13 protein-coding genes are annotated in these 17,091 nt (G+C 66.5%); 5 read left to right on the forward strand and 8 right to left on the reverse strand.

Translation table 11 applies throughout. The features are described 5' to 3' along the window. Nucleotides 1–864: SMP-30/gluconolactonase/LRE family protein (locus tag I6U14_RS01340; RefSeq protein ID WP_296896246.1), on the forward strand; the 864-nt coding region annotated here is incomplete at its 5' end. A 52-nt stretch (nt 865–916) separates the two neighbouring features. After that, nucleotides 917–1,732: an SDR family oxidoreductase gene (locus I6U14_RS01345; RefSeq protein ID WP_296896248.1), complete on the forward strand. Its 816-nt coding sequence runs from the start codon at nt 917–919 to the stop codon at nt 1,730–1,732. Nucleotides 1,733–1,810: 78 nt separating this feature from the next. Here the strand turns inward: I6U14_RS01345 and rimI are convergent, their stop codons facing one another. Beyond that, nucleotides 1,811–2,287 carry a ribosomal protein S18-alanine N-acetyltransferase gene (gene rimI, locus I6U14_RS01350; RefSeq protein ID WP_296896250.1) on the reverse strand — a complete coding sequence of 159 codons (477 nt, stop codon included), beginning with the start codon at nt 2,285–2,287 and terminating at the stop codon, nt 1,811–1,813. Nucleotides 2,288–2,668: 381 nt separating this feature from the next. Between rimI and nifJ the strand changes: the two genes are divergently transcribed. Further along, nucleotides 2,669–6,262 (forward strand): pyruvate:ferredoxin (flavodoxin) oxidoreductase, encoded by a 3,594-nt coding sequence (gene nifJ / locus I6U14_RS01355; protein WP_296896252.1) that lies wholly within the window; start codon nt 2,669–2,671, stop codon nt 6,260–6,262. Between the two features lie 103 nt (nt 6,263–6,365). Next, complete coding sequence (locus tag I6U14_RS01360; RefSeq protein WP_296896254.1) at nt 6,366–7,382, forward strand: dihydroorotate dehydrogenase-like protein; 1,017 nt, start codon at nt 6,366–6,368, stop codon at nt 7,380–7,382. Nucleotides 7,383–7,630: 248 nt separating this feature from the next. Here the strand turns inward: I6U14_RS01360 and I6U14_RS01365 are convergent, their stop codons facing one another. From I6U14_RS01365 to I6U14_RS01375, 3 genes are all read right to left on the reverse strand, one after another. Then, nucleotides 7,631–8,119: an O-acetyl-ADP-ribose deacetylase gene (locus I6U14_RS01365; protein ID WP_296896286.1), complete on the reverse strand. Its 489-nt coding sequence runs from the start codon at nt 8,117–8,119 to the stop codon at nt 7,631–7,633. Nucleotides 8,120–8,176: 57 nt separating this feature from the next. Beyond that, nucleotides 8,177–8,926 carry an alpha/beta hydrolase gene (locus tag I6U14_RS01370; RefSeq protein ID WP_296896256.1) on the reverse strand — a complete coding sequence of 250 codons (750 nt, stop codon included), beginning with the start codon at nt 8,924–8,926 and terminating at the stop codon, nt 8,177–8,179. A 311-nt stretch (nt 8,927–9,237) separates the two neighbouring features. Continuing rightward, on the reverse strand, nt 9,238–9,765 hold the full coding sequence (locus I6U14_RS01375; protein WP_296896258.1) for a ferritin: 528 nt from the start codon (nt 9,763–9,765) through the stop codon (nt 9,238–9,240). A gap of 279 nt (nt 9,766–10,044) precedes the next feature. On the opposite strand from I6U14_RS01375, the gene I6U14_RS01380 reads away from it, so the two are divergent. Further along, complete coding sequence (locus tag I6U14_RS01380) at nt 10,045–11,505, forward strand: NAD(P)H-binding protein (protein WP_296896260.1); 1,461 nt, start codon at nt 10,045–10,047, stop codon at nt 11,503–11,505. A 134-nt stretch (nt 11,506–11,639) separates the two neighbouring features. Here I6U14_RS01380 and I6U14_RS01385 read toward each other — a convergent pair whose 3' ends face one another. From I6U14_RS01385 to I6U14_RS01400, 4 genes are all read right to left on the reverse strand, one after another. Next, on the reverse strand, nt 11,640–12,866 hold the full coding sequence (locus I6U14_RS01385; protein WP_296896262.1) for a penicillin-binding protein activator: 1,227 nt from the start codon (nt 12,864–12,866) through the stop codon (nt 11,640–11,642). Nucleotides 12,867–13,289: 423 nt separating this feature from the next. Then, a complete protein-coding gene (locus tag I6U14_RS01390; protein WP_296896264.1) occupies nt 13,290–14,045 on the reverse strand; it encodes an SOS response-associated peptidase in 756 nt (251 codons plus the stop codon). A gap of 31 nt (nt 14,046–14,076) precedes the next feature. Then, the gene (gene glsA, locus I6U14_RS01395) at nt 14,077–15,960 is read right to left on the reverse strand and encodes a glutaminase A (RefSeq protein WP_296896265.1); all 1,884 of its coding nucleotides are present in this window, start codon (nt 15,958–15,960) and stop codon (nt 14,077–14,079) included. After that, the gene (locus I6U14_RS01400; protein ID WP_296896266.1) at nt 15,953–17,065 is read right to left on the reverse strand and encodes a DUF2333 family protein; all 1,113 of its coding nucleotides are present in this window, start codon (nt 17,063–17,065) and stop codon (nt 15,953–15,955) included. Before I6U14_RS01400 ends, glsA begins: the two co-directional genes overlap by 8 nt. Nucleotides 17,066–17,091 lie beyond the last annotated feature (26 nt).

Below are 17,091 nucleotides of genomic sequence, written 5' to 3' on the forward strand. Positions count from 1 at the left end.
GCGGGGGCGCCGGCGTTGCAGGCCACCGACGCCCGAGCTGGCGCCGACGGCCGGGCCTTGCCGGAGGGCCCCCGCTGGCACGGCGGCCGCGTGTGGTTTACGGACCAGCACGCCCACAGGGGACGGGCGAGGACGGCGGACGGCAGCCTCGAGACCATCGCTACCGCCGAGGACCGCCCCGGCGGGCTCGGCTGGCTGCCCAATGGCGACCTGGTCTGCGTACTGATGACCATGCGTCGCATCGTCCGCATCGTCGACGGCGCGCTGCTGCCGTATGCGGATCTGTCGCAGCACGCCCCCTGGCACTGCAACGACATGGTGGTGGACGCGGCCGGCCGGATCTATGCCGGCAACTTCGGCTATGACGTGGACGGCGGTGCGCCCAAAACGCCAACGGCGCTCCTGCTGGTGGACACGGACGGCGCCGTCGAGCCCTTCGCCGACGGGCTCGTCTTTCCGAATGGCTCTGCCATCACACCAGATGGCGGCACCCTGCTGGTCGGCGAGACCTTCGCCAACCGCGTGAGCTGGTTCCAGCTCGGCCCCAATGGGCGCATGACGGACCGCGGCGTCTGGGCAGAGCTGGGCGAGGCCACGCCGGACGGCCTCTGCCTGGATGCCGAGGGAGCGCTGTGGATCGCATCCCCCGGCACGCAGGAGACGCTGCGCGTCGCCCGCGGCGGCGAGATCCTCGCCCGCTGCGAGACCGCGGGCACACCCTACGCCTGCATGCTCGGCGGCCCGCAGCGGCGCACGCTGCACGTCTGCACCGCAGAGACCTGCGACCCGGAACAGGCGGCGCAGCTCAGGAGCGGACGCATCGAAATCACAGACGTCGCGGTGCCCGGCGCGGGGCTGCCGTAGTCCTCAGATGATCATTTGACCGCATCGGCCGAAGCCGCGCAGGAGTCTGCACATGCCGCCCATCCACCCCGACACCCTCCGCGGCCAGCGCGCGCTGGTCACCGGTGCGAACTCCGGTATCGGCGCCGCCGTCGCCCGTGCACTCGCGCAGGCCGGCGCCCGCGTGGCCATCAACTATGTCGTGAATCCAGAGGCCGCCGAGCAGCTGGTCCGAGAGATCCGCGCCGAGGGCGGCGAGGCCATGGCGCTCGAGGCCGACGTCAGCGATGAGGGCCAGGTGCAGCGGATGTTCCAGAACATGATCGACGCTTGGAGCGGCATCGACATTCTGGTGGCCAATGCCGGACTGCAGCGGGACGCCCCCTTCCACGAGATGACACTCGCGCAGTGGAACAAGGTGCTGGAGGTGAACCTGACGGGTCAGTTCCTGTGCGCGCGGGAGGCGGTGCGGGCGTTTCTGCGCCAGGGGATCAACCCGAAGCTGTCCTGTGCCGCCGGCAAGATCATCTGCATGTCGTCCGTGCACGACATCGTGCCCTGGGCCGGCCACGTGAACTATGCCACCTCCAAGGGCGGCGTGCTGATGTTCCTGAAGAGCCTGGCACAGGAGGTCGCCGAGCACCGCATCCGGGTCAACGGCATCTCACCCGGCGCCATTCGCACGCCCATCAACCGCTCCGCGTGGGAGACGGCGGAAGCGGAAGCAGACCTGCTGACGCTGATCCCGTACGGGCGTATCGGCGAGCCCATGGACATCGGCCGCGCCGCGGTCTGGCTGGCATCGGACGCCTCGGATTACGTGACGGGGACGACGCTGTACGTCGACGGCGGCATGACCTTGTACCCCGGGTTCCGGGAAGGCGGCTGACGGCGCCCGTCTTAAAAAAGGGGTCAGAGCCCTTTTTTTGACCCAAAAAAAGGGCTCTGACCCCTTTTTTTGGGCAGGCTACAGGGAGCGTGCCATCATCAACGCATCCTCACGGCGGGATGGATCATTGTCCGCATGCGGGTAATAGCCCTTGCGGATGCCGATGTCATCGAAGCCCTCAGCGCGATAGAGCGCAATGGCAGCGCTGTTGGATAACCGCACTTCCAGAAAGGCCGAGTCCGCCTGCTGGCGGCGCGCCAACGCCAGCAGGCGGCGCAGCAGACGCCTGCCGATGCCGAGGCGTTGGAAGAGCGGGTGGATGCAGATGTTCAGCAGGTGGCACTCCCCAGCGGCCACGGACATGATGCCGTGCCCCACCACCATGTCCCGGGACTCTGCCACCAAGCAGCAATAACGTACGCGCAGGCAGTCGCGGAAGATCCCCTCTGTCCAGGGCGTCGTGTAGCTGGCGCGCTCACATTCCAGCACCGCAGGAATGTCCTCGTCGCGCATGGCGCGCAGCGCAAACGACATGTCTGTGGGTACCGCAGCCATGCCGGCTTCTTACCGGGCTCGGCCCGGAAAAGCAAAAGGGCCAGATTCCCTGAGCACCAAGCTGCGAACGGCAGATACACCGGCACAGGCCGCGCCGACTCGCGCCTGCCGTAGCTGCCCCAAGCGGCGCCGTTACCCACACGTCAATGCTTTGCATGACGCCTTTTCCACCTTGGCTGATCCGGATCATGCCTCACGGCGATTATCGCCGGCCGTTGGACCTGGATCAGTGGCCGCCGGGGCCGTAAGGGATATAGTCGACGCCAATGGCCCCGGCCACCGCGCGCCCAAACGGCCGCCGTGGCGCCGTGTTGGCCGCACCGTATCCCCCGTCCCCGACGCAGCAATTCTTGCAGCCACCCTCAATCGCGGGAAGTATCCATGTCGCAGCAGCAAATGGTCACCCTCGACGGCAACGAAGCCGCCGCCTACGTCGCCCACATGACCAACGAGGTCATCGCCATCTACCCCATCACGCCGGCCTCGCCCATGGGCGAGTGGTCGGACGAGTGGTCGTCCCTCGGCATCAAGAACCTCTGGGGCACGGTGCCCGACGTCATCGAGATGCAGAGTGAGGCCGGTGCCGTCGCTTCCCTGCACGGCGCGCTGCAGGCGGGCTCTTTGTCGACTACCTTCACGGCGTCGCAGGGCCTGCTGCTGATGATCCCGACCATGTACAAGGTCGCCGGCGAGCTGACGCCGACGGTGCTGCATGTCTCGGCCCGGTCCCTGGCGGCTCAGGGCCTGTCGATCTTCGGCGACCACTCGGACGTCATGGCCTGCCGCGCCACCGGCTACGCCATGTTCTGCTCGGCCAACATTCAGGAGATCATGGACTTTGCGCTGATCTCCCAGGCGGCGACTCTGGAGAGCCGGATCCCCTTCCTGCACTTCTTCGACGGCTTCCGCTCCTCGCACGAGGTCAACAAGATCGACAAGCTGCCGGTCGAGACCATCCGCGCGATGATCGACGAGTCGCTGATCCAGGCCCACCGCGAGCGGGCCATGAACCCGGACCACCCCATTATCCGCGGCACCTCGCAGAACCCGGACGTGTACTTCCAGGGCCGGGAGACGGTGAACCCGTTCTATGCCGCCCTGCCCGACATCCTGCAGGCGCAGATGGATAAGCTCGCCAAGCTCACGGGCCGGCAGTACAAGCTGTTTGAATACGTGGGCGCCCCGGATGCCGAGCGCGTCATCCTGCTCATGGGCTCCGGCATCGGCGCCGCCGAGGAGGCGGTGCAGCACTTGGCCGATCACGGCGAGAAGGTTGGACTGATCAAGATCCGGCTGTTCCGGCCCTTCAGCCCCGCGCATCTGCTCGCTGCTCTGCCCGTCACCACCCAGAAGATCGCCGTGCTCGATCGGTGCAAGGAGCCCGGCGCCAACGGCGAGCCCCTGTACCAGGACGTCGTCACCGCGCTGTCCGAAGCCGTCGCCGAGGGCAACATGGCCAGCATGCCGCGAGTGGTGGGCGGTCGCTACGGACTGTCGTCCAAGGAGTTCACGCCGGCCATGGTCAAGGCCATCTTCGACGAGCTGGCCAAGGACAAGCCAAAGAACAAGTTCACCATCGGCATCATCGACGACGTCAGCCACACCAGCCTGGAGTGGGACCCGAGCTTCAAGCCGGACGCCGCCGCGGGCGTGACCGAGTGTGTGTTCTACGGCCTGGGCTCCGACGGCACCGTCTCCGCGAACAAGAACAGCATCAAGATCATCAGTGAGGAGACGCCGAACTTCGGTCAGGGCTACTTCGAGTACGACTCCAAGAAGGCTGGCGCCGTGACTGTGTCGCACCTGCGCTTCGGCCCCAAGCCCATCAACAGCACCTATCTCATCGGCGACAACGAGGCGAGCTTTGTCGCCTGCCACCAGCCGACCTTCCTCACCCGCTACGAGATGCTGGACAAGGCCAAGCAGGGTGCGACCTTCCTGATCAACGCGTCGACGCCAAAGGACTTGCTCTGGGACGAGCTGCCGAAGTCCATGCAGCAGCAGATCATCGACAAGGGCATCAAGGTCTATGTCATCGACGCCTATGACATCGCCGAGAAGACCGGCATGGGCAGGCGCATCAACACCATCATGCAGACCTGCTTCTTCGCCATCTCCGGCATCCTGCCCAAGGACGAGGCCATCGCGCAGATCAAGCAGGCGGTAAAAAAGACCTACGGCAAGAAGGGCCAGAAGCTGCTCGATCGCAACTATGCGGCCATCGACGCGACCCTCGCCGGCCTGCACCAGGTGCAGGTGCCAGGGCAGGTGACCAGCACCTTCGAGCGCCCGCCGGTGGTGCCGGATCACGCGCCGGATTTCGTGCAGCGCGTCTCCGCCACCCTCATCGCCGGCCGCGGCAACGAGCTGCCGGTGAGCCTGATGCCGCCGGACGGCACCTGGCCCACGGGCACCACGCAGTACGAGAAGCGCAACATCGCGCTGGAGCTGCCGAAGTGGGAGGAGGACCTCTGCACCCAGTGCGGCAAGTGCCCGCTGGTGTGCCCGCACGCGGCCATCCGAGCCAAGATCTTCCCGGCCGAGATGGCCGAGAACGCCCCCGGCGACTTCCTGCATGCGAAGGTCAAGGGCAAGGACTTTCCGGCGGACTACCGGATCACGTATCAGATCGCGCCGGACGACTGCACCGGCTGCGGGCTCTGCGTGGAGGTCTGCCCCATCCGCGACCGCAAGGACCCCAAGCGCAAGGCGCTGAACATGCTGCCCGCCGAGGAGCGGCACGACATCGAGCAGCCGAACTGGGATTTCTTCTTGGGTCTCCCCGAGTACGATCGCACCAAGCTCGACCCACACAAGATCAAGCACGCGATGATGCTGCAGCCGCTGTTCGAGTTCTCGGGCGCCTGCGTCGGCTGCGGCGAGACGCCGTACGTGAAGCTCGCCACACAGCTGTTCGGCGACCGTATGCTGATGGGCAACGCCACCGGCTGCTCCAGCATCTACGGCGGCAACCTGCCCACCACGCCCTACACGACGGACCCGGAGGGCCGCGGCCCCACCTGGAACAACTCTTTGTTCGAGGACACCGCCGAGTTCGGGCTGGGCCTGCGCCTCGCCGTGGACGCCCACAACCAGCAGGCGCGGACGCTGGTGACGCTGCTCGCAGACAAGATCGGCACCGACCTGGCCGACGGCCTGCTCAACGCCGACCAGTCCAGCGAGGCGGGCATCCACGAGCAGCGCCAGCGGGTTGCGGCACTCAAGGACAAGCTCCGGTCCATCAACACCCCGGAGGCAGCCAACCTGGCGAGCGTCTGTGAGCACCTGGTGCGGCGCAGCGTCTGGATCGTCGGCGGCGACGGCTGGGCGTACGACATCGGCTACGGCGGCGTCGACCATGTGCTCTCCACCGGCCGCGATGTGAACCTGCTGGTGCTGGACACCGAGGTCTACTCCAACACCGGCGGCCAGAAGTCCAAGGCGACGCCCATGGGCGCCGTGGCCAAGTTCGCCGCCGGCGGCAAGCCCACGTTCAAGAAAGACCTCGCCATGATGGCCATGGCCTACGAGAACGTCTACGTGGCGCAGGTCGCCTTCGGCGCCAAGGACGTGCAGACCGTGCGCGCCTTCCTGGAGGCGGAGTCCTACCCGGGGCCATCGGTGCTCATCTGCTACTCGCCCTGCATCGCCCACGGTGTGGACATGTCGAATAACCTGCGCCAGCAGGACATGGCCGTGAACTCAGGGCACTGGCCGCTGTTCCGGTACGATCCGCGCAAGGTCGACGCCGGCGAGAACCCGCTGCACATCGACAGCAAACGGCCCAGCATCCCCTACCGGGATTATCTGGCCAGCGAGACCCGCTTCAGCGTGCTGAACCGCACCCACCCGGATGACGCCGAGCGCTTCCTGAAGCTCGCGCAGAAGCACGTGGAGACCAAGTACTCGCTCTACGAGCAGCTGGCGCATCTGGCGTGGCAGAAGGCGGAGAAGCCGGTTACGAGTGACGAGTAGCGAGTAACGAGGAGCGAGGGGTGCCCCGCCCCTTGCTACGTGACTCGATCCTCGATCCTCGATACTCGATCCTCGATACTCGAACCTCGACACTGGAGCACCCATGGACCTGACCACCAAATACCTCGGCCTCGACCTCAAGAACCCCATCGTCCCGTCCGCCTCGCCGCTGTCGAAGAGCGTCGATCAGAGCAAGCAGCTGGAGGATGCAGGTGCGTCGGCGATCATCATGTACTCCCTGTTCGAGGAGGCCATTACCGCGGACACGGAGACCATGAACCGCTTCCTGCACCACCAGGATACGGGCTTCGCGGAAATCGGCGAAAGCATCCTCCCGGACTGGCAGGACTTCAGCACCGGCACCGAGCCTTATCTGGAGAATCTGCGGTCGCTGAAGGAGGCCCTGGACATCCCGGTCATCGCGAGCCTGAACGGTGCCACGCCGTCCGGCTGGGTGGAGCACGGCCGCGAGCTGCAGGACGCGGGCGCCGACGCGCTGGAGCTCAACGTTTACTACATCGCCGCCGACATCGACCAATCCGGCAGCACGGTGGAGGAGCGCTATCTGGAGATCCTGCGCACCCTCAAGAACAGCATCTCCATCCCCATCAACATGAAGCTCTCGCCGACCTTCAGCTCCGTCGGCAATATGGTGCAGCGGATGGCCGCCGCCGGTGCGGACGGCGTGTCGCTCTTCAACCGCTTCTATCAGCCGGACATCAACATCGACAGCCTGCGCCTGCAGCCGAGCCTGCATCCGTCCACGTCGGCGGAGGCCCTGCTCGCCATGCGCTGGATCGCGATCCTGTACGGGCGCATCGACAACCTCTCACTCGGCGCCACCGGCGGCATCCACACCGCCGATGACGCCATCAAGCTCTTGCTCGCCGGTGCCGACGTGGTGCACCTGTGCAGCACGCTGCTCAAGAACGGCCCCGGCCAGATCGGCGTGATCCTGAAGGGGCTCGAGCAATGGATGGAGGAGCAGGGCTTCGAGTCCATCGAAGACGTGCGCGGGCGGGTCAGCGCCCTTGCCGTGCCGAATCCGGCGGAGTTCGAGCGCGCCAACTACGTCAACATCATCGACAGCTACAGCTTTGCGCCGGGCGTGATGGTTTGAGCAAGGGGCTGGTCACTGGTCTGCTTGGCCGCACTCGACATTTGCAGATGTGTCGAGCTTTCTGTTGCCAGCTATGTCTCAGGCGCTGACAGGGCCAAGGGCTGAGGGCTGAGGAGGGGGTGCGGCCGGACAAGCCGGTGTCGCGCCGGCGAACCGGTTGCTTGTGGGTCTGAGGCACCGCCTCGCCAGCAGACGCCTTTGCAAGCCAGGGTCACAGGCGCCACCAGCCAGGCCTGCAGCCTGAGCCCTCAAGGAGCAGCCGGCTCGAGGTGTCGTCGATAGCCATCCGCGTCGGCCTCGCTGAAGCAGCAGGCGATGATGCGATCGAAGGCGTCCGCATGCGCGCGCATCTCATCCACGGCGATGGCCGCGGCGGCGTCTTTCGGATATGCGTAAACGCCGGTGCTGATGGCAGGAAAGGCGATGGTCTTCACCCCGTGCTCGCGTGCGAGCCGGAAGCTCGCACGGTAAGCGCTCCGCAGCAGCTGCGCTTCCCCCGACTTGCCGCCGCGCCACACCGGGCCGACGGCATGAATCACCCATTTCGCGGGCAGTGCGAAACCGGGCGTCATGCGGGCCTCGCCGGTGGGGCAGCCGCCAAGCGGGCGGCAGGCCTCAAGCAGCTCGGGACCGGCTGCGCGGTGAATTGCACCGTCAACGCCACCCCCGCCCATCAGCGAACTGTTGGCGGCGTTGACGATGGCGTCCACGTCGAGCGTCGTGATATCGGCGACCATGACCTCGGGGTTTGCCACGGGTGCAACTCCGCTCGGTTCAGTTGCGGCGCATAAGGCTCAGCCGCCCTCGCAGGACGGCACCGGACCCGCGCAGTCGCCGCCGCGGCGGCAGAAGTCGAAGCAGGTGACGAGCCGGCCCTCAAACGTGGCATCAACGCTGAGGTCGGAGCCGCCGTTTTGCACATTGAAGCCGGGCTGTGTGGACGGGGACTGACCCACGATCTGGATCACGTCCGACGGATACTTGATGTCGAGCGTGACCCGCATGGGGTAGTAGCCGTCGAGGAAGCGGCGCATATAGGGCCCGTTGCGCAGCCGGTAGTGGCCATCTCCAAGATCTCGCAGTGCCTGGCTCTCGGCACGGATGCAGAGCACCGCATCCCGGCCCACGTCCTCCAGCTGCACACTGTGGCCCTCCACCCAGGCGCGCCCGATGTTGCGGCTCGAGGCGATGGTAAGGTCGCGGATGCCGCCGGCTCGGAACAGGATCTGTGCCGCGGGCACGGCGTCGATGTTTTCGTGGCACTGCTCCAACGTCACCCAGCCGCCGTCCAAGCTGTCCTCGGTAATCCGGATGCGGTTCAAGTGGGCATGCTCGCCGTCGGTCTCTGCGGCAGGCAGGAAGCGCAGCTCGCCGTCGCTGACGGCGGCCACCTGCTCCATGAGATCGGGCTCATCGGCCCAATCGGGCCAGTCATCTTCGGCGTCGGCGAGAGCCCCCGGGGCCACTGCAGCGAGCAGGAGCATCGGCAGCAGTGCGGACGGCGAAGCAGTAAGGCAGCGCATCAAAGGGTTCGGCTGGACCATGGTTTTCCCCCTTTTGGGACTCGACGGTTGCACTGAGCGGCGCACGCGCGCCTTGGCCTCATCTTGCCGCAGTGGTTTTGCAAAGGGCGGACCCGGACGGGCATGGCAGATAGCGCATGGCGATGCCGTCAAGCTCAGTTGCCTTTGCGTTTCGGACAGCTTTTACAGCGTTTGTCCTTCTTGTATTTTTCGCAGCACTTGTCTTTTTTCTTGCCCATGGTAAGGCGTTCGGGCCTAGGTTCTCGCGGCCAAGCCGCGCGGATGGGGCCGCAGTCACGCGCCCCACAGCGGACGCCAACTCGCTCCCGCGATCATGCGGCGGCGTCCGCCGTTGCCGTCTGGGCCATGGTCTTGGCGGCTGCGCCGAGCTCGTTGTCGATCATGAGCAGGCCCTGCCCTTTGTCGCCGAACAGTTGCAGCCGGCCGATGATGTCGCCGACGGTCGCCTCCTCTTCAATCTGCTCGGTCACGAACCATTGCAGAAAGATGTTCGTGGCATGGTCCTTCTCGGACAGCGCCTGGTCGACCAGATCGTTGATGGCGGCCGTCACCTCGCGCTCATGCTCCAGCGTCTCCTCAAACATCGCCAGCACCCCGTCGGGGGCCACCGGCGGCGCCGGGACCGCAGTGAGGTCCACTTTCGCGTCCTGATCCAGCAGGTAGCGGTACATCTTCAGGGCGTGCGACATTTCCTCGGTATGCTTGGCCATGAACCAGGCCGCGGTACCCTTGAGGTTCGCCCGCTCTGAGTGTGCGGACAGGGCGAGATAGAGGTACGCAGAATACAATTCACGGTTGATCTGTTCGTTCATCCGCGTGCGCATGGCGTCGGAAATCATAGCGGCAGCTCCTTATAGAGTGGGTGCTTCGGCGGGGCCGGCGGGAAGGAAAACAGCGTCTGGCCGCGCCGGAGGCAGCGCTGCACGGCTCGACCTATAGGGTGACGATATGATGACCTTTTTCAACCCAGCGTCTATCCCGAAAACCGCCCATAGCAACGCCAGCCGGAACGGATCCCTTTCGCCGGTGTGCTACTTGGCGACAGGTCATGGGGTGGTCCGCCTCAAGGGCGCGGGAAGACCGCAACTGAGCCCCCGCCCCACGGACCCGACGAGATCGTGCATCTAACCGCCCGGAGCCCCGACACGGAGGAAACTCACAAACTGGCCAGTCATCTGCGAGTGGTGATCGCCGGCGCCAGCGGCTTCATCGGCACAGCGCTGGCGCCGGAGCTCGCCGCCCGCACCGAAGTACTGGCGTTGACCCGCTCTCCGGCGCGCGCGGCGGCCCCCTCGTTAGTGCCGGGGCTCTCCTGGCGGCATTGCGATCTTTTCTCGGCGCCGGACGTGGAGGCGGCCCTAGCCGGTACAGATGCTGCCGTCTACCTGGTGCACTCGTTGGCGCCCTCGTCCCGCCTCACCCAGGCCCGCCCGCGGGATATGGACCTGGTACTCGCCGACAACTTCGCCCGCGCCGCGGCGGCCAACGGGCTGAAGCAGATCGTCTTCGTCAGCGGTGTGATGCCGCGGAGCTTCCGCTTCTCGCCGCTGCTCTGGAGCCGGCGCGAGGTGGAGATGGTGCTGGGCTCTCACGGCACGCCCGTCACGGCCCTACGCGCGAGCCTCGTCGTCGGCCCCGGCGGCACCGGCCCCGACCTGCTCTTGGACCTGGTGCGCCGGCTGCCGGTGCTGGCGCTACCGCCATCCGCACGCTCACTGACCCGACCCATTGCGCTCCAGGACTTGGTGCGGGCCATCCTGCACTGCCTGGGGCAGCCCGAGCGCTACAGGGGTGCCTTCGACATCGGCGGCGGGGAGGAGCTGAGCTATGAACAGATGCTGCGCGACACCGCGCGCGTGCTCGGGAAGACGCGTCTCTTCCTGCGGGTGCCCTTCCTGCCGAACAGCGTCGCCTCCGTCACTGCCCGTCTGGTGAGTGGCGCGCCACCACAGATGGTGGGCGCCATCGTCGAGAGCCTGCCGCAGGACACGGTCATGCGCGACAACCCGCTGCAGCGGGCGATCCAACCGGACGCCATGGGCTTTGCCGATGCCCTCGCCGCCTGTATCGATCCGAATACCAAGCGCCTCAAGCCGAACCCCCGCGAGCACATCCGCGATGCGGACGCCACTGTGATGCGCGAGCAATCCCTGGTGCGCTCCATTCAGCGGGTCATCCTGCCGCCGGGACAAGACGCCGCCTGGGTTGCAGGCAACTATTTCCGCTGGCTTGGAGAGTGCTGCTGGCCGCTGGTACGAAGCCGTGTGGATGCGCACAACCAGGTTGAGGTCTGGGTCCGCATCCTACCCATCAAACTGCTGGCCCTCACCCACCAGCCCGCGGTGAGCACACGGAATCGGCAAGTGTACGCGATCAGCGGCGGCCTGCTCGCGAGGCTGGCATCACCGGGGCGCCCACGCTTCGAATTCCAAACCCTGCTGGACGGGCGCTACACCATGACGGCCATCCACGATTATGCGCCGGCCCTGCCTTGGTATGTCTATGTGGTCACCCAGGCCGTGGGGCATATCCTCGTGATGCGTCGCTATCAGGCCCGGCTGGCCCGGCTCGCGCGCTGAAGGCTCGAGGTGGGCTGAGCAGCCGGAGCAGCCGACGCCCACCGGTCGACCCGAAGTGGCCTCGTCGCCACCGCGGCGCCCGCCACTACCCGGCTGTGGCCGGGATGCATCCGCGCCGGGCAGCTCAGCGCGCCTCAGGCCTCGTCCGCGTCGTTGCTCCCGTCCGCCTCGTTGCTCCCGTCCGCCGCGCCGCTTTCGCCTGCTTTGGCTGCAGCTTTGGCTTCGGCTGCGGCTGCAATGTCTTCGGCGGCGGCCAGGCCGGTGGCACCGCCTTCACCAATGCGGCCGAGGACAAGCCGCCGGCTCATCAAGCGTCCGGTCGTCGTGAACTTGAGATCGCCGGTCATGCCGGCGGGCAGGGCCAGCGGCGCGCTCGGGGCGCGGCCCCCATTGGCAACCAACCCCCCCAGATAATAGGCATCGATACCCATGGCGTAGAGCCGCCCCAGCTCGCCCTTGGTGTGGGCCGACTTCGGCTTGCTCGGGCTCCTGGCGATGTACTCCCGCGCCATCTCTTGGTCCACGAGCCAAGGCACGTCCACGTAGAAGAGGCCGGCTTTGTCCGCGGCATCGGCTTTGCTGTCGGCTGCGTGGGACGTGGCGATCACCGGCATGCCGGCGTCGCCCCCGCCAAGTCCCTCGTACACCGTCGCGGCATCATTCGGCCTGGCAACCATGAAGACGATATCCGCCCCCGAAACCTGGTCGCGTAGATCCCCAGCGCCACCCGCCGTGTAGGGGATCTCTGCGACGGGAGCATCGTCGAGTGCGGCGACGAATGCCGTGCGCATACGCTCACCCCAATCGTCCGCCCGCGGATAGACAATGGCCGTCTTGAGCGAGCCCGTCTGCGACTCGCTCAGGTCGTTGATGATCTGCGCGGCGGTTTTGGCCTCGTCCTCCGGTGCGAGCGCAAACTGATATATGCCGGCCTGAGAGCGGTTGGCCTCGTTCAGCGCCAGCATCGGTGGACTCTGTTCTGATCGTGCCTCGGCCACCGCATTGACGTTCTTCTTCAGCAGCGGCCCAATGATCAGCGGTGGCGGAGACGCCCCAGCGGCCGTCTCGAACGCCGCCAAGGCGTCGAGGCTCGTATCCTCCATGGCGGGCTTGCGGGAGTGATCCGGATCCCGCGCAAGCGCTGCGTTGTAGCCGGACTGGATGGCATCGACCGCCTCCCCCAGGCGCCCTTCGGCGGCGGTCGGCAGCAGCATCACAATGGCCTGGTCCTTCGGGTACGCTGCCGTCTTCGGCAGGCCAGGCTCGACCTGGGTCCCGAGATTCGCACAGCCACTGACGGTGAGCGCCAGCAGCACGAGTGTGACTGGGCGTGCCCGGAGTCGTAAGGATTGTTTCTTCATTGGCGGATTACTCCTGATCGTGCTCGGATCATGCCGGACAGCTATTTGATAGCGGTGGCGGTTGCCCCGGGCTTTCGTGATAAGGCTTGCGCAGGACCTGGTCTGTTACTGCTTGGGCGGGCGCGCTCGAGCCGCTCTGGGCAGCCGCCTAAGTCGACACAGATGAGCCAGCGAGCATCAGCCTCGCCTTGGCATCACAACCGGCGGCGTCGCGATTCTAAGACCAGTGGACGTGAGGACGGACGCGCTGGAGCGGCTATTGTGCCTGGCTACACGCCGACACTGCGCTGAGCAGATTTCAAAGCCGCTCAGCATGCGCCATCCGGCCCCGCGGCGGAAGAGCCATTCCCCTTACAGTTGCGGCCCCAGCGTGGGCCGCCGCTGGATGGGCTTCCACAATCTGCTCTGCGATCCGTGGGCACTTTATCGGCGCCGAGCGTTGTCGGCGGTCTGCGCGTCAGCTTCGTCGAGCGGCCTGAGGAGGTCGGCGTCGTCGTTCGCCGGGCTGTTGACCCGCCGCGAGACCGGCGTCACTGCCCAATCCGCCGCGGGGCTCGGACGCAGCAACGACAGCAGGTCCTCCGGATCGGTTTGCTCCGGATCGAGCCAGCGGTCCATGACAGCCGGCTCCAGCACCACGGGCATGCGGTCATGGACGGATGCGATGGCGTCGTTGGCATCGGTCACCACGATGGTGCAGGAATGCACTGGCTCGCCCTCCTCAGGACGCCAGATTTCCCAGAGGCCTGCAAGGAGGATGGGGGCATGGTCCTTGCGATGGATGAAAAACGGCTGCTTCGCCTGGCTGCCCTTCTGCCGGGTTTCGTGCGCGGCGGCTTGCCACTCGTAGAAGCCCTCCGCCGGAATCACGCAGCGTCGGCGCTTGAAGGCGTTGCGATAGGCGGGTTTGCTTGCGACGGTCTCGGCCCGGGCGTTGATCATGCTGTAGCGGTTATCCGGCCCCTTTGACCAGCTCGGGATCAGCCCCCAGCGCAGACTCGTCAGCTCGCGGCGGCCAGCCGCCGCCTCACCTCGACTGGCGCGGATGGCCAGCACCGGGCGGGTCGGGGCCACGTTGTAGCTAGGGCGCCAGTCGCCCAGCGCCTCGCTGTCGACCTCCGCAGCATAGCGGCTCGCGTAGCGCTCAGGATCGGCATGTTGGACGAAGCGGCCGCACATGAGCGGTAGCTGGAGGTCTGACAGAGTGCGGTCAGGATAAATGCCGCACCAGCTCCGCGTTCTCCCGCAGCATGCCTGCGAAATGCCGGGCCATATTGGCGAGCATCTGCTCGCGGATAGCCGGGTCGAGCCCCGCGAATGGCACCTCCAGGCAGGTGAGCGCCGTGCTGGCGGTGACGTTGGCGCTGCGCCGCTCCTGGTCGAGGATGCCGATCTCGCCGAACACCGTGCCGGGGCCAAGGGTGGTAAGGCGCACGCGTCGCCCGGCAGTGCCGCCGCCCGTGCCGACCCAGACGTCGGCCTCGCCGGCGAGGATGAAAAAGAAGCTCTGCGCCGTCTCTCCGACGCTGATGACCGGCACACCGGCGGGGTAGCGCCGCTCCCGACCGGCGGCGCGGACGGCCCCAAGCTGGTCCTCAGCGAGCCCCCGGCAAAGGTAGTGGTTGTGCAGATCCTCGCCATCGACGACGACGGGCGCGACACCGGCGGCATCCACCAAGCGCTGCTCGCAGTGCTCCACGGCGCGGTCCGTGTCGTCGAAGCGCAGCCAATCCGCACTGCCGGCGGCATTGGCCTTTTGCAGCAGCCGTCGGAACCCGTACAGGTGCATGGTCTCGGTGAAATACAGGTGCTTGCCGGCGGCCGCAACGCGCTCGGCGAGGCGCTGCAACAATCGCGCCGCGGCATCGCCGACACTGACGACGCGCTTGCAGTCCACCACCAGACAGTCGGCTTCGCCCAAATCGGTCAGCATAGAGAGCTCAACGGACTCGGCGCTGCCGAACACCAGCTCGCCCTGCAGCTCGTAGACGCGGACGCAGCCGCCCCGTGCGGCCAGCACGGCCTGTTCAGCGGCGCTGCGCTCCCGCCGCGAACGGATCTGCCGGCAGTCATAGCTGCGACGCAGTACCGTTGCCGAAGTGGCACGGGCCACGTTGAACATGTGCAGACCAAAATCGCGGGAGATGCGCTCGCAGGTAGCGATGCCGCGGACGCTGTTGCCCTTGGCGTCCAGCGGCGGCGAGAACACGCCGAGGCCGAACTGGCCCGGCAACACCGCCATGATGCCGCCGCCGACCCCGCTCTTGGCGGGCATGCCGATATTGAAGATCCAACCGCCCGAGTAGTCGTACATGCCGCAGGTGCTCATGACAGACAACACCTTGTCGACGTATCGGCGCTTCAGCGCAACGACGCCGGTGACCGGGTTGACGCCGCCGTTGGCGAGGCAGGCCCCCATCAGGGCCAGATCGCGCGCGGTGACGCGGATGGAGCATTGTTGGAAGTAGATATCGGTTGCATCCTCCGGCGAGCGCTCTAGGACGCCGTAACCACGCAGCAGATGGGCGATGGCGCGGTTACGATGGCCCGTCTCGCGCTCGGACCGGAACACGGCCTCGTCGATATCCATGTCGCGGCCCGTGTACCGCGCGAAGGCGGCCAGCAGACGCTCCAGCGCCGGCGCCTGGTCATCCCGCACCAATGCCGTGGTGGCGATGGCGCCGGCATTGATCATAGGATTCAACGGCCGGCCCGTGGTCGGCTCGAGGCTGATGGAGTTGAAAGCCTCCCCGGAAGGTTCCACCCCCACCTTGGAGAGCACCGCATCCAGCCCGCGGTCCTCCAGTGCGACACCGTACGCGATGGCCTTGGAGATGGATTGGACAGTAAAGGCCCGTCGCGATTCGCCGGCCTGGTAGACGTGCCCGTCCACGGTGGCCAGCGCGATGCCGAACCAGCCGGGGTCCGCACGGGTCAGCTCCGGGATGTAGTCGGCGAGCGCGCCGTCGCTGATGGACGTCAGTGCCGTATGCAGTTCTTCGAGGTAGTCCTGAAGAGGCGCCGCGGCGAGCGCGCCGGCGAGCCCGGCCCGCGCCGCCGCGGCGGGTGGCGACGGTATCTCGTCGTCAGCCACGCTCGAGCAGCACGCGCAGGTCGAGCACAGCCGCGTTGGCGCGGGACATGTACGAGGCGAGCACCAGCGAGTGGTTGGCGAGCACGCCAAAGCCACTGCCGTTCAGCACCATCGGCGAGAGTTTGAACATGGTGGCGTACTCCAGATCGCGGATGATCTGCTGCATCGACACCTCCGCGTTTTTCTGCTCCAGCACTGGCGCGAAATCCTCTGCGAGCGCCTTCATCATGTGCAGGAGCGCCCAGGAGTAACCGCGGGCCTCGTAGAATACATCGTCGATTTCGGTGAAGGCGGTGCGGTTGACGGCCACGGTCGAGCCGCTGGCGGGCGGCGGCGCGGTGCCCTCGCTGCTTAGGGCCGCGGTGAGCTCCTCGTCGCCGACGCTCGCCGACAAGCGCTGGCCGTAACTGCCTAGGCGCTTCTCCACGACCATCAGGTAGGCCCGCAGGTTGTCGGCGCGAGCGTAGAAGCGTGCCTGCGGCACTCCCGCCATGAGCTCATCTAGATAGCGGCGCAGCGCCTCGACGCCCTGGCGATACTGTTCCTCCGACGAGGGCAGAATCCAGGACTCTGCGTCGAAGTTGAAGTTGGCATCGGCGTTCTTGAGGTCTTCATTCTCGATGGATTGGGTCTGAGAGCGACTGAAGTCGTTGCGCAGCGCCCGGATGGAATCGCGCAGCTCGGTCAGCAGCCCGTACTCCCAGGAGGGCATGTTGTCCATCAGGATGCCGGGCGGCGTGATGTCGTTCCTCAGGTAGCCGCCCGGCTTGTTCAGCAGGGTATCCGCCACCGCGATGGCGCTCGCGACTGTGACGGCACCGGGCACCGGCCGCGCGTCGGCACCGAGCAGGGCCTGTACTTCCTCTTCAACGTCGAACTTCGACGGCTGAAGGGACCACCAGATGCCGAGCCCGAAGAGCACGACGGCGATGAGCACGATGGCGATGACACTCCAGCGCAGCACCCCGCCGTGGTCCTTGCCGTCATCCGCTTGGTCGGTTTGGGAGGCGGGCTCCGCCGCGACGGGCGCCTCGCGATTCGGGGCCGCCTCGCTGTCCTCCGAGCGGAGGATGCGGTCGGCGTCGCTCAACGAGCCGTTGGACATGTCTGATACCTCTCGATCTGTCTTAG

Origin of the sequence: Thiohalocapsa sp., assembly GCF_019695415.1 — a bacterium.
GTDB lineage: Bacteria > Pseudomonadota > Gammaproteobacteria > Chromatiales > Chromatiaceae > Thiohalocapsa.